The 26,442-nt window shown below is 60.3% G+C and carries 16 protein-coding genes and 6 pseudogenes; 11 read left to right on the forward strand and 11 right to left on the reverse strand.

From position 1 onward, the window contains the following. Nucleotides 1-420, forward strand: a pseudogene (locus tag NKI59_RS32360) (transposase); the annotation flags it as partial. Nucleotides 421-1,016: 596 nt separating this feature from the next. Here the strand turns inward: NKI59_RS32360 and NKI59_RS32365 are convergent. The 5 genes and pseudogenes from NKI59_RS32365 to NKI59_RS32385 all read right to left on the reverse strand — a co-directional run bounded on the left by NKI59_RS32365 (nucleotide 1,017) and on the right by NKI59_RS32385 (nucleotide 8,433). Beyond that, nucleotides 1,017-2,208: pseudogene (locus NKI59_RS32365) on the reverse strand (IS91 family transposase). A 2-nt stretch (nucleotides 2,209-2,210) separates the two neighbouring features. Then, a pseudogene (locus tag NKI59_RS32370) lies at nucleotides 2,211-3,126 on the reverse strand (site-specific integrase). Between the two features lie 816 nt (nucleotides 3,127-3,942). Further along, complete coding sequence (locus NKI59_RS32375) at nucleotides 3,943-5,385, reverse strand: LuxR C-terminal-related transcriptional regulator (protein WP_352642863.1); 1,443 nt, start codon at nucleotides 5,383-5,385, stop codon at nucleotides 3,943-3,945. 1,610 nt (nucleotides 5,386-6,995) lie between these two features. Beyond that, nucleotides 6,996-7,790 carry a tetratricopeptide repeat protein gene (locus NKI59_RS32380; RefSeq protein WP_352708586.1) on the reverse strand — a complete coding sequence of 265 codons (795 nt, stop codon included), beginning with the start codon at nucleotides 7,788-7,790 and terminating at the stop codon, nucleotides 6,996-6,998. After that, nucleotides 7,708-8,433 carry a LuxR C-terminal-related transcriptional regulator gene (locus tag NKI59_RS32385; RefSeq protein WP_352708588.1) on the reverse strand — a complete coding sequence of 242 codons (726 nt, stop codon included), beginning with the start codon at nucleotides 8,431-8,433 and terminating at the stop codon, nucleotides 7,708-7,710. The genes NKI59_RS32380 and NKI59_RS32385 overlap by 83 nt, the downstream gene beginning before the upstream one ends. Nucleotides 8,434-8,587: 154 nt before the next feature. Between NKI59_RS32385 and NKI59_RS32390 the strand changes: the two genes are divergently transcribed. The 3 genes from NKI59_RS32390 to NKI59_RS32400 all read left to right on the forward strand — a co-directional run bounded on the left by NKI59_RS32390 (nucleotide 8,588) and on the right by NKI59_RS32400 (nucleotide 12,200). Continuing rightward, nucleotides 8,588-8,884: a hypothetical protein gene (locus NKI59_RS32390; RefSeq protein WP_352625063.1), complete on the forward strand. Its 297-nt coding sequence runs from the start codon at nucleotides 8,588-8,590 to the stop codon at nucleotides 8,882-8,884. Nucleotides 8,885-10,082: 1,198 nt separating this feature from the next. Beyond that, a complete protein-coding gene (locus tag NKI59_RS32395) occupies nucleotides 10,083-10,577 on the forward strand; it encodes a hypothetical protein (protein WP_352708590.1) in 495 nt (164 codons plus the stop codon). 249 nt (nucleotides 10,578-10,826) lie between these two features. Then, the gene (locus NKI59_RS32400; protein WP_352473781.1) at nucleotides 10,827-12,200 is read left to right on the forward strand and encodes a transposase; all 1,374 of its coding nucleotides are present in this window, start codon (nucleotides 10,827-10,829) and stop codon (nucleotides 12,198-12,200) included. A gap of 334 nt (nucleotides 12,201-12,534) precedes the next feature. Here NKI59_RS32400 and NKI59_RS32405 read toward each other — a convergent pair. The 3 genes and pseudogenes from NKI59_RS32405 to NKI59_RS32415 form a co-directional block, all read right to left on the reverse strand. Beyond that, nucleotides 12,535-13,385: pseudogene (locus NKI59_RS32405) on the reverse strand (zinc-binding alcohol dehydrogenase family protein); the annotation flags it as partial. Nucleotides 13,386-13,439: 54 nt separating this feature from the next. Then, nucleotides 13,440-14,339, reverse strand: a complete 900-nt coding sequence (locus NKI59_RS32410) for an SDR family oxidoreductase (RefSeq protein WP_352708592.1) — start codon at nucleotides 14,337-14,339, stop codon at nucleotides 13,440-13,442. Nucleotides 14,340-14,408: 69 nt separating this feature from the next. Then, nucleotides 14,409-15,152 carry an SDR family oxidoreductase gene (locus NKI59_RS32415; protein ID WP_352625058.1) on the reverse strand — a complete coding sequence of 248 codons (744 nt, stop codon included), beginning with the start codon at nucleotides 15,150-15,152 and terminating at the stop codon, nucleotides 14,409-14,411. A gap of 112 nt (nucleotides 15,153-15,264) precedes the next feature. On the opposite strand from NKI59_RS32415, the gene NKI59_RS32420 reads away from it, so the two are divergent. From NKI59_RS32420 to NKI59_RS32435, 4 genes and pseudogenes are all read left to right on the forward strand, one after another. Next, nucleotides 15,265-16,167, forward strand: a complete 903-nt coding sequence (locus NKI59_RS32420) for a LysR family transcriptional regulator (RefSeq protein WP_352625057.1) — start codon at nucleotides 15,265-15,267, stop codon at nucleotides 16,165-16,167. A 718-nt stretch (nucleotides 16,168-16,885) separates the two neighbouring features. Continuing rightward, nucleotides 16,886-18,205: a DUF2130 domain-containing protein gene (locus tag NKI59_RS32425; protein ID WP_352625056.1), complete on the forward strand. Its 1,320-nt coding sequence runs from the start codon at nucleotides 16,886-16,888 to the stop codon at nucleotides 18,203-18,205. Nucleotides 18,206-18,360: 155 nt separating this feature from the next. Further along, a pseudogene (gene dinB, locus NKI59_RS32430) lies at nucleotides 18,361-19,128 on the forward strand (DNA polymerase IV); the annotation flags it as partial. Nucleotides 19,129-19,463: 335 nt separating this feature from the next. Further along, on the forward strand, nucleotides 19,464-19,970 hold the full coding sequence (locus tag NKI59_RS32435) for a hypothetical protein (RefSeq protein ID WP_352708594.1): 507 nt from the start codon (nucleotides 19,464-19,466) through the stop codon (nucleotides 19,968-19,970). 553 nt (nucleotides 19,971-20,523) lie between these two features. Here the strand turns inward: NKI59_RS32435 and NKI59_RS35225 are convergent. Then, a pseudogene (locus NKI59_RS35225) lies at nucleotides 20,524-20,740 on the reverse strand (XRE family transcriptional regulator). Between the two features lie 481 nt (nucleotides 20,741-21,221). Here NKI59_RS35225 and NKI59_RS32440 point away from each other — a divergent pair. Then, nucleotides 21,222-21,473: a DUF6074 family protein gene (locus NKI59_RS32440; RefSeq protein ID WP_352449758.1), complete on the forward strand. Its 252-nt coding sequence runs from the start codon at nucleotides 21,222-21,224 to the stop codon at nucleotides 21,471-21,473. Nucleotides 21,474-22,416: 943 nt separating this feature from the next. Here NKI59_RS32440 and NKI59_RS32445 read toward each other — a convergent pair. Continuing rightward, nucleotides 22,417-22,539 carry a hypothetical protein gene (locus NKI59_RS32445; RefSeq protein ID WP_352625049.1) on the reverse strand — a complete coding sequence of 41 codons (123 nt, stop codon included), beginning with the start codon at nucleotides 22,537-22,539 and terminating at the stop codon, nucleotides 22,417-22,419. An 89-nt stretch (nucleotides 22,540-22,628) separates the two neighbouring features. On the opposite strand from NKI59_RS32445, the gene NKI59_RS32450 reads away from it, so the two are divergent. Then, nucleotides 22,629-24,314, forward strand: coding sequence for a winged helix-turn-helix domain-containing tetratricopeptide repeat protein (locus tag NKI59_RS32450; RefSeq protein ID WP_352708595.1), 1,686 nt, complete (start codon nucleotides 22,629-22,631; stop codon nucleotides 24,312-24,314). A 367-nt stretch (nucleotides 24,315-24,681) separates the two neighbouring features. On the opposite strand, the gene NKI59_RS32455 is transcribed toward NKI59_RS32450, so the two are convergent. Beyond that, on the reverse strand, nucleotides 24,682-24,873 hold the full coding sequence (locus NKI59_RS32455) for a DUF6494 family protein (RefSeq protein ID WP_023679340.1): 192 nt from the start codon (nucleotides 24,871-24,873) through the stop codon (nucleotides 24,682-24,684). Between the two features lie 752 nt (nucleotides 24,874-25,625). Between NKI59_RS32455 and NKI59_RS32460 the strand changes: the two genes are divergently transcribed. After that, nucleotides 25,626-26,057 carry an ATP-dependent DNA ligase gene (locus NKI59_RS32460; RefSeq protein ID WP_352643615.1) on the forward strand — a complete coding sequence of 144 codons (432 nt, stop codon included), beginning with the start codon at nucleotides 25,626-25,628 and terminating at the stop codon, nucleotides 26,055-26,057. Nucleotides 26,058-26,442: the final 385 nt, after the last annotated feature.

Consider the following 26,442-nt stretch of genomic DNA (forward strand, 5'->3'; position numbering starts at 1 on the left):
TCGCGGCAGATGAGCCAACACCGGCCCTGCTGCTCAGCCTCAAGGGAATAGGTCCGGAGTTCGCGGCCGTCCTGTGGTCTGAGGGATTATCGCGCAAGTTTGATACGACAGGTTGCCGCCTACGCTGGTTTGGTGCCAACGCCCTGGCAAAGTGGGCAGATTAATTGCGAGCAGGGAGTCTCGAAGTCCGGCAATCCAAGGCTCCGGTCGACGCTTGTCCAGGTTGCGTGGCTCTGGGTTCGCCATCAACCCAATTCCGCACTCAGCCAGTGGTTCAGGGCGCGAGTCATCCAGAATGGTGGCCGGTACAAGAAGACGGCGATCATCGCCCTCGCTCGGAAACTGCTTGTTGCGCTGTGGAAATACGTGAACGCCGGAGTCGTTATAGAAGGAGCTCTCCTGACGAAACCATCAGCGTAGACGCTAATCGTTCTAATAATCTCCAGGACCGACCAGGGCCTGGCAGATCCTCGGTAGACGAACCGACGAAACTCATGGCCTCAAACAGCCGCCGTTGAAGAATGGTTTCGTCTCTTGGGTTCCGAATCCGCCGCAAGCGGGATCATGGAACAGGTGCATGCGCCCTGACCGAATATAAGGTGGACTGGGTTCGTTCGCGAACCGCGTCACGCTAACGGACCCATCGAATGGATCTACGGATTGCCGCGGAGGTACATGACAATGTCGACGTGATGCCGTTTGTAGTTGACCATCCCCATATAAGAGTTTCGGGCGCCGGCAGGCGTACGAAAGTCCCCGAGGAAGGAACCCGCGGGCCGCAGACGATGGCTATGGGGATTTCGGATTTCGGCAGATGTCGGCGATGGCGTGACCGCCGTCGGGAAGCGCTGGGGTGAATGCGGACAGACCGCTTCGTTGCGCCCTCGCGCGGTGTTGTCGGGACGGTGGGCGGCTGGGCGCGGCTCTGTCGGCGTCGATAATCACCATAGACGTGCGTCGATCCGTTGCCGGAGGCTGAGTGCCTGCAGCTGAAGGCTGAACCATTCCATGCCGGGTCATGGCGTACTGCTCCCGGTCGACGAGGAACCGTGTGGCGGTCCGCGCGGCTGCCTCCGTCGTTCGAACACCTCGATCACGATCATGCGGCCGCCACAGCAGGGGCATGGCGGGCGGAAGTTGTCCGGTTCGTCCGTGGTGTCATCGTCGGACGGTGCGGCGACGTTCAGGAGTTCACGAGCAAGCGCGAGGCTGGCCTTGCGAGCAGAGCCGGCAAGCAGGCCGTAGTGCCGGATGCGGTGGAAACCCTTTGGCAACACGTGGAGCACGAAGCGGCGGATGAACTCGTCGGTAGCGAGCGTCATGACCTGCTGCCGGTCGACGCCGTCGCGGCGATAGTCTTTGTAGCGGAAGGTGACGCCGCTCTCGTCGAGGCGGATGAGGCGGCTGTTCGAGATCGCGACCCGGTGCGTGTAGCGCGACAGGTAGGCGAGGACCGCCTCCGGCCCTGTGAACGGCGCCTTGGCGTAGACCACCCATCGCTTACTGCGAACAGGATTGAGATGACGCAGAAAGGCGCGTCGGTCGGCTACATGGGCCATCGATCCGACGAAGGCGAGCCGGCCCGCGTCGTGAAGCGCGATCAGCCGGGTAAGGAACAGGCGGCGGAAGAGCTTGCTGAGCACGCGCACCGGAAGGAGGAAGGCCGGGCGCGACGATACCCAGCGCTTCCCGTCGAGCGCGATGCCGCCGCCCGGCACGATCATGTGCACTGCGGATGGTGGGTCATCGCGGAGCCCCATGTGTGGAGGACGGCGGTGATGCCGATGCGCGTGCCAGATGCTTCGGATCGGTCGCGATCGTCAGCATCGTCTCCGATGCCGCACGGAACAGCAGGTCGTAGACCAGCGCTTTATTCTGGAAGGCAATATCGGCGACCTCTGCCGGCAGCGTGAACACGACATGGAAGTAGCCGACCGGCAGCAGGTCGGCTTCGCGCTCGGCAAGCCATGTACGTGCGGCCGCACCTTGGCACTTCGGACAATGCCGGTTGCGGCAGCTGTTGTAGGCGATGCGCCAATGCCCGCAGTCCTCGCAGGCTTCGACATGACCGCCCAGTACGGCGGTGCGATAATGCTCGATCGCCGACATGACCTTGAGTTGCTGCAGGCTCAGGTGCCCTGCATGGGCGGCCCGGTAGGCTGGCCCAGCAGCACGGAAAATGTCGGCGGCCTCGACAGAGGAGTGCACGCTCAGCTGTCGGGCGAGATCTCTGCCTCCTTGAACAGGCCGAGCTTGTCGAGCGGGCTCGTGACCGTGCGCACCGTGCGGGTCGCGACTTTGGTGTAGAAGGCGGTATTGTCGAGCTTGGCGTGCCCGAGCAGGATTTGGATCACCCGGATGTCGGTGCCGTCTTCGAGCAGGTGGGTGGCAAAGCTGTGGCGCAGCGTGTGCGGCCCGACCCGCTTGGCGATGTCGGCGGCCTGCGCTGCCTCGACGACCACGCGATAGAGCTGGCGGGTGCTGATGGGCTTCATCGCATGCTGCCCCGGAAACAGCCAGCCCTCGCGGTGCATCACCCCCTGCTGGCGTCCGACCTTCCACCACTGGCGCAGCAACAAGAGCAGGTCTTGCGACAGTATGGCGTTCCGGTATCGCCCGCCCTTGCCGCGCTCGACACGTAGCAGCATGCGCTCGCTATCGACGTCGGCGACCTTCAGCGTCGACACCTCCGCCACGCGCAGGCCCGCGCCATAAGCGACCGACAGCGCGGCCTGGTGCTTGAGGCAGGTGGTGGCGTTGAGCAGCCGGGCAACCTCGTCGCGGCTCAGTACCACCGGCAGCTTGCGCGGGTGCGCCAGACGAACGAGCTTGCGCACCAGATCGGGACGATCGACCGTGTGCGTGAAGAAGAAGCGCAGCGCCGACACGATGCTGTTCATCGTCGGCACGGGAACACCGTCGTCCTGCTGTTCGATCGTTCGATCTGGAACCGGCGCAGGTCGTCGGTGGTCGCTGTGTCTGGTGAACGCCCGAGGAACGTCGCCAGGCGTCCGATGTCGCGGAGATAGTTGCGCTGCGTCTCCCGTGAGAAACGCCGCATGTTCATGTGGTCGATCAGCCGCTGACGAAGTGGACTGATAGGTGCATCAGAACAGGATAGGGCATGGTCAGGCTCCTTGTTGAAGAAGCCCGTAATGCTCTGCCGCTGCCGAACCACCCTCAATGCGAGTGCGGCGTCCGGTTCGTGATCTCTACCTCACCCCACGCGCCCATCCCGCGTAGCGGGTCGTTCCTCGGCACCCGTTCTAGTCTTGCCAATCCATCCGTGCGATGGTCCGCAGTCAACGCCGCTCGGCCACTGGGCCGACGGCTGAAAGCAACGTGCGCCGTCAGAAAGCGTTGCCCACCCGTTGATCCGCTACGACCTGCCTCGCAGGGTTCCGTTTTCCGCATGCGAGGCCATCGACCGGCTCGGCTTACATCGGCTTTGGCAAGAGTAATAACCGAGCCCACGTACATCAATGTTTCAGCTCGCCAATTCTCGACAAAAGGGCTGTCGATTTGTGGTCATTGTCCTATTCTCAACATCACCTTGCGCCCGTCGGAAAGGGTTCCCGTTCCTGAGCCAGCTGGGGGTTGTCTGCTAGTCAGCGAGAACACGAACCGGGACGAGAGTTGCCCGCAAACGATCGTTCCTTCTCCATGCGAGAACGTAAGATTGACGGTAGCCGTCCCTCGACATTCGACCGCGGTATTGGTCTGTCCGCTAATAGTTCCGCGCCGTGTAATGCTGTTGACGGAAGCGGTCCCGGAAAAGGAAAGCGTCCCATCAACAGTCTGACCGGAGACTGGTGCGATGATGGTGAGCGGATTTTGCGCCTGCGCGTAGCCGACATCGTCTACGACACCATAGGCAATCACCATTGTCGCTAAGATTTGTTTGGTCGCACCGAGGGCTCCGCTATTGTATCTCAATTGAAGCTAGGCCAGCCCCGCGCGGCGGGCGCCCTCCCGGATCGCGGCAACAGCGGGAGGATTGATGACTGGATAGGAGCCGATAAACCCTTCGGCCGAAATGTCTGGAAATTCTCTCGCCAACCGGTTGGCAATCTTCATTGCCTGAGGTGTTTCGCTGAGCACGGCATGCGCCATGGCCTGGAACAGCAACGTTGCGGGCGAGTCCGGCGGTGCTTGGCTGAACGCGGTCAGGCACTCCCTGTGGAGACCTACAACGAAGCTCGATCGGCCCAGCATGCTATAGTACCAGGAAACATGTGGATTGAGACGGATCGCGCGCTTCGCCAGTTCATATCCTTCCAGCGGGTCGCCTGTCACGAACGCCTTTCCTCCGGCAAGCAAGGCGAGGGTATCGGCATCGTGCGGGGCGGCCGCCAAGGCAAGTTCGTGTTCTCTTGCTGTGGCATCGAGATCGCCCTGCAATGCTCGAAGCTCGGCTAGACATATGCGCGCTTGGGTATCACCCGCGTCGAGCGCCAAAGCTCGTTCGAGGCACAGTTTCCAGCGCTCCTTTGCGGCGGAAGGGTCAGTGGTAAACGCATTGATGGCGGCGACGGCATGCGCCAGACCCAAGACTGTCCAGGCTCTGGCAAGACCAGGGTCGAGCTCGATGGCACGCGTCAGAAGCCGCACCGCTTCCGCATTCGAAGCGTGCGTGTACAAATTGTGCTGCTCGACGCCGAGCAGATAGTAGTCATAGGCACATAGGCTGGCGGGTTGTTTTCGCCGGACAACATCGCGTCGAAGTTTTGCGAGCTTGCCGCAACAGCTAGCAAGGACATTGACGACGTTTTCGGTGACTATGTCCTGCATCGCAAACAGGTCTTCCGCTGATCGATCATAGCGGGCCGTCCACAAATCGACTCCAGTGCGCGGGTCGACGAGTTGGACGCAGATCCGCAGCTGCTGCGCTGCCGCCTGCAAGGTCCCCTCAAGTAGATAATCCGCATTCAGTTCCCGCCCGATGGATCGCACGTCATCGCGCCGTCCCTTGTACGAGAGCATGGTCTGGCGGGCGATGACCGCAAGGTCGGGGTAGCGAGCGAGGTCGACCATGATGTCCGCCGACAAGCCATCGGCCAAGCGGTTCCATGGTTCCTCCGCGCTCAGATTGTCGAAAGGGAGAACCGCAACGACTGTTGGCCCAGATCCCTCTACCGAAAGGCCACAGGAAGGTGCCTGGCCCGTGTCTTGCTCGCGTTGGTCGGCAAGCAAGGTTGCAAGCGCCAATTTGCTGCGAATATCGAGTTTCCGATAGATGGCCGACAGATGGGTCCGAACGGTAGTCGGCGCTATGAAGAGCGTCTCGCCGATTTCACGGTAGGTCATCCCCTCGGCGAATTTTGCAGCGACCACCCGCTCCCGGTCCGACAGACTGGTCAGAGGATTGCTTACGGCGCGAAGCATCGCCTCAAGTCTCCGATCCGCTACGAGTTGTGGCCAACCCGGCACGGCAAAATACTACAGATGCGATCTCGAAAACACTGCATTTGCACGATTCCATGCGACCGCCAGCAATTCTAGGCTTTCCTGTCGACAGGGTTTCGTCGGGTTGCAGAACCCCGATCCATTCTGGAACAGGAGGAATCCATGACAAAGTCATCTATCTTTGCCGCAATGCTGGTGCTGCCTTTGTCGGCTGGACCATGCTTGTCCGAAGGCACGCAATCTGGTGGCATGCTGATTTCCGAAGATGCCATGAGAGCCGTTAGTGCCGAATTGTATTCAGACATTCTCATCCGAACGTGCAGGAACGGATGGCGCTAGCCTCGGAGCCAAATCGAGAACGGCTTCAAACGGCATATCAAGGAGCTGAAATTGCAACTGGTCGATCAGGGTTACACGATGGTGCCTGGTGTGAAAGCGAACAACACCCCCGGAGTCTCTTCGCAATGGCATTTGTCGCCAAGCGCCAATCTGTCGCCTCGCGCCAGTTCGGCTGTTCCGGCCAATACTGGCTCGACGAGTGACCGTTCTGGAGCGCGCAACCGGGGCAGCATATCAGGCAGGTATTGTGGTCAATTGGCTTCCTAGTCTGGTGTTTCGGCTCGGTGGCCCCTTGAGTTCCAACCTAGATGTTCGGTCTAGGATCCGACGAATGTCTGGAATGGGTCAGGGGCGCGAATTCGGCCAAGGGCGAACGAGCGTCCGCCTGTTACAAGCGCCATTGCCGCGCGAGCGGCTTAGTCCCTCGGGCAGCGGCAAGCAACGTCGTTGCGGCCAAGATGGGCTCACCAGCGGAATGGCACCTTTCTGGCTAGTTCGTTCCAGAACCGGACCGTCCGCTTTCGGCCCGCCTTTCGGTCCTTCAATGCCACCAGTTCTGACCGCCGCTCCTGGCGCTCCTTGCTCGTTCCGGTGGTTGACACAGTTGACTGCAAGCGACCCGAGGCAGGGTTCAAAACGAGCGCCCACCAAAGTCACCGCTTATTCTCCATTGGCGTTGTTTGACGTACTTTTATCGCGATGCCCTCAAGTGCAGGCTTTTCGCCGGTCTCCGCTCGATTAAAAAGCGCGCTCGACGGCTCCTGCCATCCTCTGGGAGAGCCTCAATCCTGAACATGCCAGACTATATGATGGATAGCCTCTCGCCAGATATGACCCTGATCCGGAGAGTCCCAGAAGGTCAGCTTAGGGTTGACTCAAGCCGTTGCGCGAACGGCGGCTCTGGAGAAGCGCCAGGAAGGTCCGGAACTGGCGCACGTGGTCGGTTGGTGCGTTCAGACATAGCGCGAACGGCAGGTTTGGAGAACCGTCGGGAACGGCGGCTTATGGCGCTACTTGCTCGTTCCCATCGACGAGACGAATGGCAACGTTCCACCGATACTGTTGAAAAGTCCGCGTCGCGGCTGCCCATGGCATTTGCGTCCGTTGCGTACTTTTGTGACTTGCCATCCCGCTGGCAAGACAGTCGATTTGATGTTTGGTGCGGTTAGGCGAGCGATCCCAGCTGGCGGTTCGTTTGCCGTTCGCTCACTGATCATTGGTTAACGAACGCGTCGGCGCTTCAGAAGGCCTCAGTCGCGCCTTGCCAGTTGGGCGGCGTGGCGAATGGCGTGCACCGCGTCGGGGTTGGTCACGGGATAGCCCGTGATGAAGCGTTCGACCGAAAAGTCCGGGAATTCAGCTTTCAAGCGGGCTTCGATCCTGGCCGCCTCGCCGGCCTCGCCCACGGCCGTATGCGCTAGCGCCAAAAACAACAGCACATTCGGAGAATCCAGCGTACTTCTGCGCAGCGCCGCGATGGCTTCCCTGTGCTTGCCGGCCGTGAACAGGATGCGGCCCAGCATGCCGAAATACCAAGGTGGGGCCAGCGGATTGAGGCGCATGGCGCGCTCGATGAGCGGCATCGCCTCGGCTGGATCGCCAGCGACCAGCGCCTTGCTGCCGGCCAGCAGCGCCAGCGTATCGGCATGGTTGGAGCCATATTCGAAGGCGCGGCGATACGCGCGGTCCGCTCCTGCGAGGTCGCCGAGACATCCCCTAAGATCGCCAAGGCAATTGCAGGCAACGCTGTCCATCGGATCGAGCAGAACCGCGTTTTCAACCGCCGTCCGCCAGTTCTCGATCGAGCCCTGCGCATCGTCGCCGAAGCCGTTGGCGCCCTCGATCGAATAGGCATAGGCAAGCGCAGTCCAGGCCCTGACCAACGTGGGGTCAAGCTCCAGCGCGCGTGAAAACAGGCGTATCGCTTCGGCAGTGCCGGCGCGGCTGAATGTGTCCTGCTGTTCAACACCAAGCAGATAACAATCGTAGGCCCGCAGACTGGCCGGCGGTTTGCGGGCGAATCGCGTTACGGCCGACCGTGGCAAGCGCTCCGTAGCTGCCGGCGATCACATTGATGACGCTTTCGGTCAGACTGTCCTGCAGCGTAAAAATATCCTCGACTTGACGGTTGTAGCGTTCGCTCCACAGGCTGACGCCGTTGCCCGCGTCGGCGAGCTCTATCGATAACCGAACCCGCCGCTCGTCGGCGCGCAGCTGGCCCGACACGATATAGGTGGCGCCAAGCGCCTTGCCGTCGGCGGGGAAGTCGGCGGGCTTGCTGCCCAGAGATTTCATGGTGTGGAAGGCGATAACTGGCAGATCCGCGTAGCGCGCCAGGTCGATAGTGATGTCCGACGACAGGCCGTCGGCAAAGCGGCGCCAGCGCTCTTCCGAATTCAGGCATTCGATGGGGAATATGGCGAGCACGGGAGAGCCGTCTGGCCAAGGTGACAGCCCATCCGTCCCAGCGCTGATAGCTCTATTGATATGCGAGGCAAGCGCGACTTTGTTGCGCACGCCGAGCTTGTCGTAGATCGAGGCGAGATGGGTCCGCACGGTCGACGGGGCGATGAACAGCGCCTCGCCGATCTCGCGATAAGTCAGTCCGGCGGCGAATTTTTCCGCCACCGCGCGCTCCCGATCGGACAGCGCGCCGTGACCCGGCGAAGATGTCGCGATGCGGCCCATGGCAGACCCGATCGGCACGGTTTCAGCTGTTGCCGAGGCAAAATACTACAAATGCAGGAGCCCGAATACAGCATCTGCCCGATCCCAACGCAGGCGCACGCGATGCAAGCTCCCTTACAGCAAAATGGGTTGCAATGGACCGAGGGAGAATCTCATGCGCGCTGTTTCGATTGTGTTGGTATCCGCGATCCTGGGCTTGTCCGCCGCACCGCCGCCGTCGTTCGCAAGCGGATGCAGGCAGCTGCTAGAGTCGGACGTGAAAATCGCCAGCATGCGCTTCTATGCCGACATCCTGGCCAATGCCGCCCGTAACGGCTGGAACTACGCGCCTGAATCGATCGTCAGCGGCTCAAAGCGGCATTTTGACGAGATGAAACTCCAATTGATCGCCGTCGGCTATGAGATCGTACCCGTCGGCGGCCCCCGGCCGCATTGCGGCATGGCAGGCTGATCGCCAAGTCGTTCTGGCACCCGGTTTCAGATCTGATGACATTGTCGCCCCGACGCGTTGGCTAGTTCCAGTAGCGGGATAATTGCCAGGGGCCGTCAATATCTTTGCTTTGACGCAAGAGGAACGTCGTGTCGGAGATTAAGCGATCCGAACGGTCAGGCGATATCGCTTGCTGCACGGACAAGCCGTGACTATTGGTGAGGAAGTCCCATTTTCATCAACGGCTGGCTTCAGCGAGAACACCATACGCGGAATCACCTTCCCTACTTGTCTTTGCGGCGGACCTGTGTGCGCTTGGCCGGCGTCATCCAAAGCCCACCAGTTCCCAACAGTCGCCGGCCACTTTCAGCGCCTTTCTGGTTTATCACTTGGAACGTCGGCTTTCGACGCGGCCAGCTGGTCGAAGCTCATGCCTGTGCGCGCGTTTGGCGCACTCTGCTGGAGCGAGCAGCTCTACGACTCGAAGCCATAGGCTTGTCACCCAGCTCGTTGTGAGGCGCCCTCTTCATCCCCGTGATCCGAACGCCTGACCACAGGCGTGCCGCTCCGGGCAATTGGCCAGTGCGCGCGTCGCCGGCCGTCGCGCGCCGTTGCCGGATGGAGGTAGCATGGCACGACGAGAACTCTCCCGAGAGGAATTGTTTGCGCTGGTTTGGGAGAAACCGACCCGCGAGATCGGCAAGGATCTTGGCCTGTCAGATGTGGCGATCGGAAACTGTGCGCGCGCCTGCAGGTGCCGAAGCCTCCGCGCGGCTACTGGGCCCGCGTAAAGGCTGGGCAGATGTTGCGCCGCCCACCGCTGGCTGCTTTCCGAGAGGAGCTTGAAACCAGACGCCGGGAGGCTGCGCGCCAAAGAGCAGCGGAATCGTTTTCGAAGCCGCAACGGGAGGTCTATTCGGCGGCCCGCTTTGCGGTCGTTCAGTTGCGAGGGTAGCATGACGCAATCTGACCCGGCTAAGACGTTGCGTGCCTATGCAAAGCATCGGCGTGCGCAGGCCTTGATACCGCTTTCTCAATGACATGACATCGTGTAGTCTTTGCAGCTCTGTTCTTGAAGCTAGAGGCCCGGAGAGGCCTTCGCGGGAGAGCGGCAGTGACATCTACATTCGACGCATCCAAACAACGCGCGTGGTACGCACGTCCTTGCGTGCTCTCGACATGTTCACCGAGCTTTCGAGACGAATCAAAGGAGAACACAATGAGGAGGTTTAGCACGATCACTGCGGTTGCGACGCCTTTGTTAATTATCGCGTCTCCCGTTCAGGCCGAGCCGGTGAAGTTTGAGGCGCTTGTCGCGCAGAAGGAAGCCATCCGGCTCGATTTCGCCGATGCGAGCAAGCACTTCTTCTTGCTGGTCCGACGGGAAGGCAAGTCCGAAGGTCAGGGTCCACTCGCCGGCGCGACCGTTCAGGAATATGGCGCTCACGACGTCGTGCCAGGCGTTGGCGGCGAACCGCGCGGCTATCTGGAATTCGCTACGACGGATGGCAACAAGGCCTACATAAAATGGGTTATCCAGGCGGTGTTCGTCCCCGGGCCTGATGGTAAGCCGAGGCTCCTGGACAATGGAGTGTGGCAGGTCGTTGGCGGCACCGGCAAGCTGGAGAAGCTCAAAGGCGCCGGAAGCTTTCGTTTGCTGCCAACCGGTCCCACCGAGCGCCGTTTCGTGATGGAAGGCGAACTCGTCCAGTAGGGATCGCCGTCGAAGACGAAATTACTCGCTGGTTGCCGATCGTCACAGCGCTCGGCCTAAGCTTGACTGAGCGGTTCGAGTCGACTGGGCCATGGTGCCCACCACATCAGCGTGGGCTTGTCAGCTGATGGCACCACGTGCTCCTTCTGTAGCCGAACGGCAACTTCCCACCGATAGTGTTGAAAAAGTCCGGGTTGCAGCAGTCCTGAAGCACTGATTCAATCTTCGTCGTAAGAGGAGATTGAGTCGATGATGGGCGAGCAAAGTGTGATGCAGGAGGAGCTGTTCTACGGCTTCAGCCTGGAGCGGCATGTGCCGGCGGATCACCTGCTCAGAGCGATCGACCACTTCGTCGACCTGTCCGCCATCCGCCAGCATCTGGCGCCCTTCTACAGCCCGATCGGCCGTCCCTCGATCGACCCTGAGCTGCTGATCCGCATGCTGATCGTCGGCTATTGCTTCGGCATCCGCTCGGAGCGCCGGCTGTGCGAGGAGGTACATCTGAACCTGGCCTATCGGTGGTTCTGCCGGCTTGGCCTCGAGGGTGATGTGCCTGACCACTCAACCTTCTCCAAGACCCGCCACGGCCGCTTCCGCGATGCCGACCTGCTGCGCGAACTGTTCGAGACCGTCGTCCGGCGCTGCATAGCTGAAGGGCTCGTCGGCGGCGAAGGCTTTGCGGTCGATGCCAGCATGATCGTCGCCGACGCCCATCGTCAGCGCGGGATCGAAACGGCCGAGGACCTCAATCCCAAAGCCAAGCGGGCCGTGGCTGAGTATCTCGCCACTCTGGATGACGCCGCCTTCGGGGCCGCCACGCCGGTGGAGCCCAAGTTCGTCTCCCCTGTTGATCCCGCCGCGCGCTGGACTGCCGCTTGGGGTGGCCCAGCCGTCTACGCCTATTGCACGAACTATTTGATCGACGTGGAGCACGCCATCATCGTGGACGTGGAGCCCTCGACCGCGGTGCGCCAAGCCGAGGTGACGGCCGCCAAGACTATGATCGAGCGGGCGCACGACGAGCTCGGCCTCTGGCCGGAGCGGCTGATTGCCGACACCGGCTACGGCTCGGCCGAAATGCTGAACTGGTTGGTGCATGAGCGTGGGATCGAGCCGCATATCCCGGTCTTCGACAAGTCTAGGCGCAAGGATGGCACCTTCTCGCGCGACGACTTCACCTACGACCATAAGGCCGATACATACATCTGTCCTGGCGGGAAGACGCTCAGGCAGCGCCAGAAGACCTATCGGATGCCACACCCTCTCGTCGACGAGAATGGCATGATGCGCTATCGCGCCAGCAAGCTGGATTGCGACGCCTGTGCCCTGAAGCCCAGCTGTTGCCCGAAGGAGCCGGCGCGCAAGGTGCTGCGCTCGATCTATGAGGGCGCGCGCGACATGGCCCGCGACATCGCAAAGACAGACGCCTACCAGACCTCACGCTATCAGCGGAAGAAGGTGGAGATGCTGTTCGCGCACCTCAAGCGCATCCTGAAGCTCGATCGATTGCGATTGCGCGGCCCCTGTGGTGCCCGCGATGAGTTCCACCTTGCAGCCATCGCCCAGAACCTCAGGAAATTGGCCAAGATTTGCACCCTCGGAACAAACGTCCGAGCCACTTAAGGCGAGGAGGTCGCGTCGACCTTAATCAAGACGCTTCGGTGCGAGTGGATCCACGGCTTCATCGCCGACTTCTTCAACACTATCCACCCTTCTCCGACCCTCGATTTCGCGCGGGACTGGAGCTCGGAATCGGGCCGCTGTTCATGATATGATCTTTCTACCGTATATCTGTGCCCCTTTAATGTTCAGGGGTTGTAGTCGTGTTGCTGTCCGCAAAGAGCCATCAGTGCCGGTTGCCGCGAATGTCGGCTATCAGGCAGCGAAATGTGAAGGGCAACTCAGGGTCACAAAGCGACGCTTCAGCCCGCGTCGCTCTGTCCGTTGTCGCAGGTTCTCACAGGTCGATCTGTTCAGAGATCGCCAAAGCGTCGTCCCCTTCGATGCCGAGATAGCGGACCGTGCTCTCAAGCTTCGTATGGCCCAGGAGCAGTTGCACCGCGCGAATGTTTCCCGTCTTCGTGTAGATCTGCGCGGCTTTCGTACGCCTCATCGAATGAGTTCGGTCCAGGTCGTGCCGGACGCGCGCTTTGTTCAGAATTTCGCCCTGCTCGGCCAGATCCTGCGTGCCGTAAATCGAACGCGTGAACATCAGCTCATGGTGGATCGACACCGCCTTAGGCTTGAACAGCATGATGTCGAACGTCTTCGGGTCGTCGATGAGGCCAAACCGACCCTGCGGCGCGATCAGCTCGGCAATCTCGCTGACATGCTTTTCGGTGTGCGTCGTCGAAAAGACAAAGGCTGGCGCACCGATACCAAGTGCGGCGAATTCAGCGGCAAGCGGTTTGGAATGATCAATGACGTGATGGGCGCCGAGCGTTTTGACCATGCCTGCGTGTCGGAGCGCGATGCCGTGGCGATCACGGTGAGATCGGTGCACTGGCGTGCGATCTGAATGGCGATTGAACCGACGCCGCGCGCTCCCCCAACGATGAGGATCGCGGGCGCCGCACCTGGCACAGCCCTGTGCACGTCGAGGCGGTCGAAGAAGGCTTCCCAGGCAGTGAGCGACGTCAGCGGCAGTGCTGCCGCCTCGGCCCAGTCCAGCGATTTGGGCTTCTTGCCGACGATGCGCTCATCGACGAGATGGAACTCGGCATTGGCGCCCGTCCGAGCAATTGAGCCGGCATAGAATACCTCGTCGCCCGGCTGGAACAACGTGACCTCAGGGCCTACGGCGCCGATACTTGAGACGCAGATAAGTCGTATCTGCGCGGTCCGTCGGCGGGGCATTCTGCGTCAGGAGACGCGGGGCGTGAGCAGGACTTCCAGGCCGATGTTGCGGTACATCTCACGGCGCATGCGGTCGGCGACGCCATTGACGATCTCGGCCCCGTCTTGCGACGGATCGACGTGGACCCGGAACGGACGCTTGCCGAAGGGCGCGCCGACGACGCGAACGATCTCGCGGGCCACTTGTGCCGGATCGGCGTCGGCGGGTTCCAGGCCCGCTAGGCCCTTCAGCGCTTTGTCGGCGATCCCGGCGTAGGGGCCGGATTCATACTCTGCGACTCGGACCGTATCGGACGGCGAACCGGAGTGAGCGAAGTGGTTGGTGCCCTTGGTGAAGGCGCCTGGCACCATGATCGTCGTCTCGATGCCCCACAGGGCCAGTTCAGTCGAATAGGACACCGCCAGGGCGTCCATGGCCGCCTTGGCGGCGAAGTAGGGCGCCAGGAAGGGCGGCGTGCCGCCGCGCGTCGAGGACGAGCCGACCCAGACCAGCAGACCCTTGCCCTGGCCGCGCATGTGCGGCAGCGCGGCGCGATTAACCCGCTGCGCGCCCAGCACGTTGACGTCGTACTGCTGGATGAACTGGTCCGGGGTGAAGGCCTCGGCAGGGCCGAATACCATATGCCCGGCATTGTGGAGGATGACGTCGAGCCGGCCTATGTCCTTCAGAACATGAGCGATACCGGTCTCCGCCGAGGTGTCGGACTGGACGTCCAACTCGATGGTGCGCAGGTCGAGGCCATGCTCCTTCGACCAGGCGGCGACTTCGGCGACGCGAGGAGCGTTGCGGCCTTCGGTCTCGCGCATGGAGGCATAGACCGTGTGGCCGGCTTCGGCCAGGGCGCGTGCGGCCATGAGGCCGAAGCCCGACGAGGCGCCGGTGACGAGGATGACTTGCTTGGACATGGTGATGGTCCTTCTTCTGGATTTGGATGAACTTATGGCTGTGTTGTGGTCTTTGGCGGTCGGCTGAGATCAAATGATCCCGCCATTGGCGCGCAATATCTGGCCGTTGATCCAGGAGCCGTCTGGCCCCGCCAGGAAGGCGACGGCGTTGGCGATGTCTTCGGGCTGGCCGAGACGTTCAAGCGGCGCCAGCTTCGCGAGGCGGTCGATCAGCTCCTGCGGTTTGCCGTCGAGGAAGAGCTTCGTGGCGGTCGGTCCGGGGGCGATCGCGTTGACGGTGATGTTCCGGCCCCGCAATTCCCTCGCGAGAATGGGAGTCATGGCTTCGACCGCGGCCTTGGTGCCGGCATAGACGCCATAGGTAGGCTGCAGCAGCCCCACGACACTTGAGGAGAAGTTGACGATCCGACCACCGTCGCGCAGGCGCTTGGCCGCTTCGCGCAGCGTGTTGAACGTGCCCTTCAGGTTGATCGCGATCTGGCGATCGAACAGCGCATCATCACTCTCAGCGATCGTCGCCAGATTCATGATGCCGGCATTGTTGATCAGCACGTCAACGCCGCCGAAAGCGGTCTCGGCGGAATCGAACATGCGGCGTACGGCTTGTGCGTCTGAAATATCGGCCTGCGCAGTAACCGCCCGCCCGCCGCCCGCCGCTTCGATCCTGGCGACCACCGCATCCGCCGAGGCGGCGTTGCCGGCATAGTTCACCACCACGGTGAAGCCGTCCTTGCCGAGGCGTTCGGCGACGGCCGCGCCGATGCCGCCCGAGGCGCCGGTCACGATGGCAACCTTCTGTGTCTGATTGGTCATCGTCTGTCTCCTTCTGTGGGTGTCGTTGTGGCTCCTGATGACAGACAGATGCACCTTTCGCTTATGCAGATAATCATGCATTATCCGGCATCACTATCCGACAGGTCGTATTATGGATCGTTTCGACGCCATGCGCGTCTTCACTCGCATCGTCGAACGCAGGAGCTTTACCAAAGCTGCCGATGACCTCAGTCTGCCGCGTTCATCCGTGACAGACGCCGTGCAAGGGCTGGAGGCGCGGCTCGGTGTGCGGCTGTTGCAGCGGACCACCCGTCAGGTCAGCCCCACACTGGATGGCGAGGCCTATTACCAACGATGCGTCAGCCTTATCGCTGACCTGGAGGATGCCGAGGGCGCTTTCGTCGGCGCTAAGCCGTCAGGCCTCATCCGCGTGGACGTGCATGGCACGCAAGCGCGGCACTTCCTGTTGCCCGGTCTGCCGCGCTTTCGCGAAATGTACCCCGACATCCGCCTGCATTTCAGCGAGGCGCATCAGCCCGTGGACCTGATCCGGGAAGGGTTCGACTGCATCCTGAGAGCGGGCGAGCTGGCCGACAGCGCGCTAATCAGGCGGCGGCTGGCTATTCTGGAGCGGGGCACCTTTGCCAGTCCGGACTATCTTAAGCGGCTGGGCACGCCGAACACACCCGACGACCTTAATGGCCATGAAATGATCGGGCTGCTTGCGCCCGACACGACCGAGGTCGTCCCTCTCGCTTTCCTTGTGAAAGGAAAAGTGAACCGCATCACGCTGCCTGCCATGATGACGGTGACCGGCCCGGAGACGAACGTTGCCGCCGCCGGTCTTGGCCTTGGGCTCATTCAGGTGCCGCGCTATCGTGTAGTCTCGGAGCTGGCGAGCGGCGCGCTTATCGAAGTCTTAGCCAACTTCCCACCGACGCCCTTGCCAGTTCACGCGCTTTATTCGCACAAGCACCAGCTGTCGCCGCGGCTGCGAGTGTTCATCGACTGGGTGGCGGAGCAATTCCGCGACAAGACTGCACCGAAAATATGATACCTTCCCCCAAGGGCGCAGACGATGCTCCGATTGTTTGCAATTATCGGTCGATTCGTGAATGGCAACCTGGGCACCAGACGCAGCCTAGTCGTCACTGCCGCCAACGATCTGCCCGGTGGGACGCCCGCGGGCTCGCGCATTGGCGGCCACTATCGCGCAGATTCATAGCGGCGTTAGAGGGCTATAGAGTAGACAAAGTTCTCATCTTCATCCCGCACGGCCCGCCGCGAAGTGGCCTTATGTCAAGTTTTCCGCTGATAGCGCGCATTGTGCTGCGGACACCGGGAGTCCGAATAGGGTCAAAGGCGTGAATTTGAGACGACATCACGGTCTCAATCAGCGCGGATAGAGATTTCAGTTTCGAACGGAAACGGGAAGCTGAAATAGCTGGCGGATTGTCGGTGCAATGAAAGAATCAGCCCAGCGAGCTTTCAGCCACGTCCAGGCGAAAAAGACGGAATTCGGCATTTGCGCGCGGTTTCGACATTTCGAAAATACACGTCGAGGTAATCGACCTCCGTGGCAATCGAGTCGAGGCTGAGATTGCTGCCGCTCGCGCAGGCGATCGTTCCGCAAAACAAGTGAAAGAAGCGCGCCTCCCCTAGCTTTGCGGCGGGGATAACCCATCAGTTCACTCTTTGTTCTTTTCCGAAAACGCTTGGCGAGATATAGTCTGGGGTGTCCTAAAATAGATTCCTCAGGGAGCAGCGCGCAGATGACCATCCAGCCCACCAATACCATGCTGCAGGGGGACAGGATTCTCAATGAACCGACCATCAGCTGCCCAAGCTGCAAGACGGAAATCAAGCTCAATGAGTCGCTCGCCGCCCCTTTGATTGCCGCCACGCGTGAAGAATACGAAATGCGCCTGGCGCAGAACAAGGCATCGATGGCTGCCAGAGAAGAGGAGCTTAAGCGCCAGCAGGCCGAGATCGCCGCCGCCAAAGAGGACATCGGCAACCAGGTGGCTGAGCAAATCAAGCTTGAGCGTGCCGGAATCGCGATCGAGGAGGCCCGCAAGGCAAAACTGCTGCTGTCGGTAGACCTGGAGGATAAGGATAAAAAGCTGGCTGAGCTGGAGGCGACGTTGAAGGCGCGTGACGAAAAGCTCACCGAGGCCCAGCAGCAACAGGCGGAATTCCTGAAAAAGCAGCGTGCGCTTGACGACGAAAAGCGCGAGATGGCGCTGATCATCGAAAGGAAGATCCAGGAAGGACTGGACGCCGTTCGAGTCAAGGCGAGGTCGGAAGCCGAAGACGGCCTTAAAATGAAGGTTGCGGAGAAAGAAGAACAGATCGCCGGCATGCAGCGTCAGATTGAGGAGCTGAAGCGTCGTGCGGAACAGGGTTCCCAGCAGCTTCAGGGTGAAGTGCTGGAGCTCGAGCTGGAAGCCCTCATTGCCAGCCGGTTCCCGATGGACATCATTGAACCGGTTGCCAAGGGTGAGTTCGGCGGAGATGTCCTGCACCGCGTGGTCGGACCGGCCGGCCAGCCATGCGGCGCCATTTTATGGGAATCGAAACGCACCAAGAACTGGAGCCAGGGTTGGCTGGGGAAGCTCAGGGCGGATCAACGGGCGGCGAAAGCGGATATCGCGCTTATGATCTCCGAAGCTCTGCCTCCCGGTGTGGAAACCTTCGATCTTCTGGACGGCGTCTATGTCGCCCATCCCAAATGCGCGATGCCGATCGCAATCATGCTCCGGCAATCCCTTATCGAGCTGGCGAACTCCCGCCTCGCCCAGGACGGCCAAGCTACCAAAATGGAGCAGGTCTATGGCTATCTGACCGGTCCGCGGTTCCGCCATCGCGTCGAGGCCATCGTCGAAAAGTTCTCTGATATGCAGGAGGACCTGGCCAAGGAACGCAAGGCCTCAACACGCCTGTGGGCCAAGCGGGAGGCTCAAATACAAGTCGTAATCGAATCGACCGTCGGGATGTACGGCGATTTGCAAGGCATCGCTGGAAAGGTGATGCAAGAGATTGAGTGCTTGGAGGTCCTGGCTATTGAAGCATCTCCGCCCGGTGCCGGATAGGCAATCGGTATGCAGCTCAACAGGAAAACGATTGGGCAATCTGGAGCGGCTTCCCCAGACGTAACCATCGAACTTCTTCAGATGGCGTAAGCAAAAGAAGTCCGCCGCACCTGAGGCAAACATCGTCGGCCGATCGCTGTGGCCGACGTCTATAAGCGGTCTCGCAGCAAATCCGGGAGATCTTCGCCGAGCACACGCCGCTGATCGAACCGCTTTCGCTGGACGAGGCCTATCTCGACGTGACGGAAAACATGCAGTGGATGGCCACGGCAACCGAGATCGCCGAGGCGATCCGGGCGAAGATCAAGACGAAGACCGGCCTCACCGCCTCAGCCGGTGTCAGCTACAACAAGTTCCTCGCCAAGATGGCCTCCGATCAGGGCAAGCCTGATGGGCTATTCGTTATCACGCCGAAGATGCGGCCGAGCTTCGTCGAAGTGCTGCCGGTGAAGAAATTCCACGGCATCGGTCCTGCCACCAATTCGAAGATGGAACGGCTCGGAATCCGCACCGGCGCCGATCTGCGGGCGCAGACATTGCCGTTCCTGCAGGGACATTTCGGCAAGGCCGGACCGTATTATTACTGGATAGCGCGTGGCATCGACGAGCGACCGGTGCAGCCTGATCGCGTGCGCAAGTCCGTAGGAGCGGAGGATACGTTTGCGCGGGATCTGTTCACGATAGCAGAGGCACGCGAAGGGTTGCGTCCGCTCATAGAAAAGGTGTGGCGGTATTGCGAACACAACGAAATCTCTGGGCGCGCGGTGACGCTCAAGGTCAAGTATGCCGATTTCCGCCAGATTACGCGGCGTCGCACCAGTGAAACCGACCCGCGAGATCGCCAAGGATCTTGGCCTATCAGACGTGGCGATCAGAAACTGTTCGCGCGCCTGCAGGTGCCGAAGCCTCCGCGCGGCTATTGAGCCCGCGTACAGGCTGGGCAGACATTGCGCCGCCCACCGCTGGCCGCTTTCCGAGAGGAGCTTGAAACCAGACGCCTGGAGGCTGCGCGCGAACGAGCAGCGGAATCTCTCTCGAAACTGCAACGGGAGTTCTATTTGGCGGCCCTGACCGATCTGTCCGGCCGCGGTATCGATGTCCGCGCGGCACAACCTCGGGGAAGCAGGCTGCCAGACCTCGACGCGGACCTCGCGGCTCAGATCCTTCTCCTCATCCAGGGTCGCGCCCAGGACTGGTCCTGGAAGGTAGGATAGCCACACGCTGGGGAACCTCCGTCCAGAGCAGTGCGGCGAGGCTCGTGGAACGGCTGCTACCATTGGCGCGAGCGCAGCTGCTGCTGTTCGAAACCGAAGGTACGCGGCACTCCTACGTTGCGAACGGGCCTGTCATTTTCGTGCGTCTGACAGCGCAACTGCAGGAGCGGATCGCGATGCTTGCCAGAATGGTGCGGGACCAAAAGCTCCAGCATGTGGTCATGCCGTTGATTGCAGCCGATCATGCGTGGTCGGCGCATCATCTCCATGGGCCGGAGTCGCAGCTGTTTCTGGACAGCTGGCTGTGCGTTTCGGCAAGCGAGATCTGGGTCGAATGGAGCCGCAAGCCTTGGCGCGAGGAAGATCCGCCGGTGCGGTTCGCTACAGGTCCTATAGGCCTGCGCGCCGTCATGCCGATTGATTTCATGCCTGTCCGAGAGGCCGCTCTGCCGGCGGCGATTTCCGCTGCAACAGTCAAACCATATCACAAGCGCCTTCGCGCACTTCTGGAAGCCGAGCGGGTCCATGAGATGATGAGCCGTGCCGCCTAGGAGATGGAGCGGGAAGTTCCTGGCGAGATCCTGGCTGTGGCGGACCGGATCTGGTTTGGGGAAAAGAGGCCCTTTCAGACCGCGCGGGAGGCTTGGCGGTATGTTGAGGATGAACTGGAACGCTGGGAGAAGGAGCTCGAGGCCGAGCGATCTGATTTGGCCCGATCGATCCTCGGAATCAGGCCCGGAGACATCGTTGCGTCGCAGAGCCGCGGCGGGCTGTTGCGGCTTTCGGTCATCGGGATTTCGCTCTACCCCAGCGACGGGCATGTCACCTTCGTCGTCCAGGGGATTCGTTTTCGCAAGGACGGCACACTCGGCAAGTTGCACGAAACACTGACTTGTCATTCAAAGACGAAGGCAAGCGGAGGCAAGATAGGCAAAGGTGATTGGGCGCCGGTCAGGGAGGCAACCAACGATTTCGGCGGCACCCTCCAACATTCCGTCCATCCGGTCGGAAGCGCATGGTTCAGTTCAACGCTTCGACTATCAGTCGCAAACTACACATCACAAGGTAGTGGATATTCAACTCACTTGCAGATTACCCCACTGGTCACGCGGCGTCCAATATGTCCGACTCCGCCTCAAGTATTTCCACAGAATAGGGACAGCGATCGCGCGATCCGATCCCGATAGCCCTTGTTGTACCTTAGACCCGACTCGATGTTTTGGATTTCCTCAGCGGCTAGCCCGCACGCCACCGCCAAGTCCTCGATCGAATACCCAAGGTACTCACGATAAGCGCAAATGATATGGATCCCCTCCGACATAGCTGCCAAGACTGTCCCGGGAATGCGCGAATCCTTCATAGACACCTCCAAGAACAACAGGGATGCCTAACACAATCGGGAGATTTCCTCCCGACCTGGCGATCCCAGCAAATGAAATAAATGGACGTCGATTCGGCCGGATCGGCCTCGTCCATGGAAAAGGCCACCTGAATTGGCCGCCAGGTCGGAGTATGGCGGTTCACCTGGTTCTGATCAAGTCCAAGAGCCTGCCTGCCCTAAGATGGCCTGACCGGCTGTACCGCATCGCTTCCTGCGCGATCACCCGCGGTCCATCATAGCCGATGGACTTCTTGAACAGGAACTCGAACTCGCCCATGCCGCCGCGTCCAGTGGCTGTTCGAGGTACCGTCCACCGAGGCGGACGCTTTATTCCATTGCTGACCATTGTCCAAAAGCGCTGTTAACCAAATTTTCTCACCCGCCAATGCTTATTCGCGCGACTGAAGGGGTGAGGTGATCGATGTGTGATTCAAACATAAGCGCGTTTCCGCTGCATCGGCGGCGGAAGTTGGTCGAAGGGATCGCCCGGGTCCTAGAATCCAAGAACGGGGAGGACGCGAACGCCTTCTGGCGCAACACCGCTAAGGCAATTCTCGTTCAACTGTCCGAATCAGGAATTGCACCCGGGGTCGCCGAACAGGAAGTTGGAACGCTTCTTCATGCTGTCTTGGGCGATATCGCCACCCGCAGTGCTGCGAAACTTGCACAATAGCATCGGCTCACGACGAAGGATTGCCGCTTAGAGACGCCCCGGGGCTCAGCAAGCGTAGCACCACTGCATCCGTCAAATGCAAGGTTTCTCAGTGCGGATGAAAAGATCACCGCGTTCGTCGAAATCATGCGCGCGGATGTGCTCTCGGCGAGATACGGTTCCGCTTCGCCTGTCCGGCGGTCATCGACCAAATCGAGGTAGGCGATGCGGAAACCCGCATTCATGGAACGCCGACGGACCTTTTCCACGAGCTGAACCGCAAAACCAATGAGCCGTTGAGTTCCACACTGCACTCTTATGTAACAGACCCAAGGTTGATTGACGATCCTGTCCCAGGTCCACGCGGTCCCGAACCGGCACAACGCGCCATGAACTGCCGTTCGGCGTAGGCGGCCCAATGGCGGAGTTGGCGCGAAGCCGACATTGGTAGCCGCGCATGGTGAGTCCTGCTCTCGATGCAACAAGTCCCGGATTGCGTTTGGGCGGCGGTTTGGGACGGTTCGCGTGTGTCACGCCGAATGACTGGCACAAAGAGGTATTTCACGGTGCGTTCGCGCGTCAGCAACAGCGCCTTCGACGTGTCCATATCGGGGTCGCGGCGGGTTCAGGTGTAGAGATTGAACTCGTCGCTAGTGCTCAGGATGATGCGAGGGCCGCCTTCGCTGACTTGCTCCCTGAGGCGGGCGACAGTAACCGCCGGGGTTGGGACTCGTCTGAGCATTGTAACCAGAAGCGATAGTCGTTTATTTCCTCTCACAGATGTAAGCGGTTGACAGATATTTAAGACCAACAGGAGGCCAGATAAATTCATATTGGTGTTTCAGATATTTGCATTCGGCCTCTGAAACCAACACCTTGGGAGGAAAGCCATTTTCATGATTGCCGGCTACTACGGTGCCGTCAAAATTTAACAGAAGGGTAATTAAAAGAAACTGTTCCATCGCTATCCCCTAATCTCCCTGACATGGTCAGGGCCGCAGAGTTTCGCGATGCGGGAATCCGCTTTTGCAGCCGTTTGCACTGCCAAAAGAAGAGCGAGCTCGATGATGAGCTTGGTGCGATTCATGTCGTCCTCCGTCCCATCCAGTGCTGCTGGGATCGCTTGGAAGCGACGGCCGAATGGGCTAGAGTTAGGAGGCGCGCCAGGTGGGTGAAATGTCCCGAACGGCCCCTGAAATTGACCTGAAATCTGCTGAAACGGTCAAGTTTCGCGGTTTTGTCTTCCTGACGAAAAGCAAAGAATTCCGAACCGTCGAAGGCAAAGCGATCAGTCTTCGCAGCCAGTCCGCCGAGGTGCTCTCCGTGCTCGCGGCGCGACCGGGCGAAATCGTGTCCAAGGATGCGCTGATGCAAGCGGTTTGGCCCGATACCTTCGTGACCGACGACAGCCTCACTCAATGCATTGCCGATATCCGCCGCGCCTTGGGGGACGACGCGCACGTCATCGTGGAAACCCTCCCCAAGAGAGGCTACCGGCTGAATGCCAATCCGTCGGACGCGGCGGACGCAAACGCCGCAGCCGGCACGAAACGTGCCAAGACACGATTCTCGCAGCGCGGCTTCATTCTTGCTGCAATCGTTCTCGCTGCGGCAGCGATCGGCGCATACTACGGCGCGGAAATATGGCGAGCCGCTCCAGTTCCTTCGAGCGACATGCCGAGGATTGCGATCCTTCCCTTCGACGACTTCAGTACCGGCGCGGATAAGGGATATCTCAGCGATGCCGTCGCCGAGGGGATCATCACCGAGCTTTCGCGGAGCAAGACTTATGCCGTCATCGCCCGAAACTCGAGCTTCAGGTACCGCGACCAGCCGGTCGACACCAGGAAGATCGGAGATGAACTCGGCGTCGACTACCTGCTCGAAGGCAGCCAGCAGAAGGTCGGAGATCGGCTGAAAGTGACCGCCCAGTTGCTGAATGCGCATGACGGATCGCATGTCTGGGCCAACACCTACAACCGGGAGATTGGCAATTTTTTCGTCATCCAGGAGGAAATCATCCGCACGCTTGCGGATCGGGTCGGGCAGAGAATCCAGCGCCCGCTGCCAAGGAGTGACGCCGCGCAGGTCAGCGCGCTGCGCTATTACCTGATGGGAAGGGCCGAGCTGATGGGAAGGGCCGAGATCAATTTCTCTGCCGCGGGGAACGATCTGCTAAGGCAGTTCAGCCTCAAGGCGATCGAAGCGGATCCGAACGCCCAGTTCGGCTATATCGGGATGGCCTGGTCCTATCGCCATGACGCGGTATTCTGGCACAAGCAGGAAAATAACCCCGACGAGGCGTTGAAGCGGGCCGCCGAATACGCCGATAAGGCTATTCTACTCGCTCCCGACGATTCCGAGGCGCATAACATCCGCGCCAGCATCCACACCGAAGCCGGCGAGATGGAGCAGGCCCTTGCCCGGTACGATCAGGCGATCGCCCTGAACCCCAGCGACTCGAATATCCTCGTCATGAGTGCAGGCGTGCTGCTGAATGTTGGCCGCACGGACGAAGCGATCGATCGGATCGAGCAGGCCAAGGGCATCGATCCTTTTTACCCTGACTGGTTCCACTGGCAGATGGGCTGGGCGCTCTACGAAAAGAACGATTGCGGGGCTGCGCTGACGGCGATGCGGAAAATGTCCAGAATCCCGAGCGGCGCACACCGAATGCTTGCGGGGATCCACGCTTGTCTGGGAAACAAGCGGGAAGCAAAGGAAGCACTTGCGGTTTTCCTCAAAGACTCGCCCGGCGACTCCATCAGCAAACAACGCAGGCAGTGGGAGAAGAACTACCTCGCCGCCGGGGCCCTCGAGCGCTGGATCGGACACATGCGGTTCGCGGGGTTGCCGGACTGAACGGCTGTCCGGTTGTGGCCCGGCAGAAGTCCGATAGGCCGAATAAAAACCGTTGAAGCCTTTGTGTTGTGGACGGTGGTTGCCCTCAAAGCAAGATCATCCTTCATAGGAATATTGGGTGCGGGAAAGTCGGCATTGGGGCCGACTTGCGCCACAGTACGCTCGCACCCCAACTTCTGGAACGGGTCATGGCCGTGAATTGACCCGGAGCGCTTCCGCTTAGGGTCGGTCTTTCGCGTTCCCTCAGAATCGCAAGAGCGTGGGGTGAGCGGTACTACATCGACCCGGCCAAACGCCATTCCAACCGCTGATCCGTCTCGACGGCTTTCGGCCGCGTCGGACGTTTCGCTAGGTCGCTTCGCCCGGCTTATGGAAGTTCGATCTCGCCGTCCACCACGTGGTTGAGGCCGGTGCCTTCCGCCGTCAGCGTCATGCGGACCTTCAGCTTCTTGCCGCCGATTTGCCCTTCGCGCACCGTCTCCTCGATCTTGCGCTGGGAGGTGACGCCGACTTCCTTCAGGAACTTGCGGATCGACATGTTGACGGCGTCTTCGCTCATGGCGAAACTCCTCTGTGTCCGGAAGGGATTGTAAGGGAAGGCAAGGGATCAAGGAAGCAGGACGGTGACCTACGGTTTTATTGAAATAGACCTCGAGCCGGGAGGAGACGTCGGGTCCTTAAACTTGATCGATCCCTGGCAGGAGGAGTGGAACCGATCGACGTCTTGCGCAGAAGGAGCACGATGACGGCCATTTCGGCCTTGATCTGACCGATCAGGAAAAGAGTGATCTGATCGAGTACCTCAAATCGATCTGATCAGCACTCGGCGCTTCTTTGGGTTCGATTGAGAGGAAAGATCATTAAAGAAGATCGTGGTGAGATAAATTGCGGGTCGGCACAACGTGAGCCAGGCCAAGCGCTGTGCTGGGCACACGCGCCTTACTGTAGCCGTTCCGAATCACGTTCTGTTCACTCTAGCTAATATAAGCTTTGTACCGAGTATTGACTGGGTGCGTAAAATTGTAAGTACCGGCGCCGGCCGCCTCGAGTTCATACCGCCTATGGAGCCCAAGCTGGTCGCAAAGCCGCCCGAGGGCGAACACTGGATTCACGAGATCAAGCTCGACGGCTACCGAACCCAGATCATCATAAAGAGCCCTGACGATATTCGCGCATTCAGCAGCAGCGGAGCGGACTGGACCAGGAAATACGCAGGCATCATCGACGCGGCCCGGATTCTCGACGTAGAACGCGATCTTCGAGGGCGAGGCGGTCGTCACCGGCGCGAATGGCCTGCCCGATTTCGACGCACTGCAGAAAGCCGTCCACAGCGATCCGTACGCCACGATCCTCGGCGCCTTCGATATCATGCATCTCGACGGCCACGATCTGCGCGACATCGGATGCAAGGCGCGCCGGGAGCTTCTTTTCGGCATCATTAAGTCGAACAGCAGGATCCAGTTCAGCGAGGCGATACCTGGCGACCCCAAAGCCATCTTCTATCTCGCCGACAATGCGGGGCTAGAAGGGATTGTCTCCAAGCGCGCCGACAGCCCGTATCGAAGTGGCCCGACATCGAATTGGCTGAAGACGAAGAGCTTCACGGTCCAGGAATACGAACTGCTGGGCGTCGAGCGTGAGCCGGGCAAGGCGGCATTCGCCTTACTGGCCGAGCCAGGCACCGGGAAGTATGTCGGTTCGGCGTTCATCAGTCTGGGCCGCGACATGAAGGAACGGCTGTGAAAGCGGGTCAAGGAACATGCCGGCCCGCTCCGGGCGGCATCAAGAAGCGACCGGCGACGCAGTGGGTTGGGCCAGGCGTGAAGCTGTGATCAAGCACCTTCGTGGCGAACATAAGTATATACGCCATGCCTCGCTGCTTGGCTTCGGCGACGATCCGGAGCGTCCCGGAAAATAATGACGAGCCGCTTCGCTGCGGGTCAATCAAGTAACCGATACAATCCGCTGATTGATTAAATTCGTTGTCACGACGAGGCCAAGCGTTGCCTTCGATATCGGCTCTCAGTCCAACACGGAAGCAAGCGAACCTCAAATGCAGTCTGTCTCACAACACTGCGCTGGCTATAGCCAAGTTCATTTCATCAGTCTCGTTGCAGAATTCGTTGTC

Source organism: Mesorhizobium sp. M0598, from assembly GCF_040320865.1.
Lineage (GTDB): Bacteria > Pseudomonadota > Alphaproteobacteria > Rhizobiales > Rhizobiaceae > Mesorhizobium.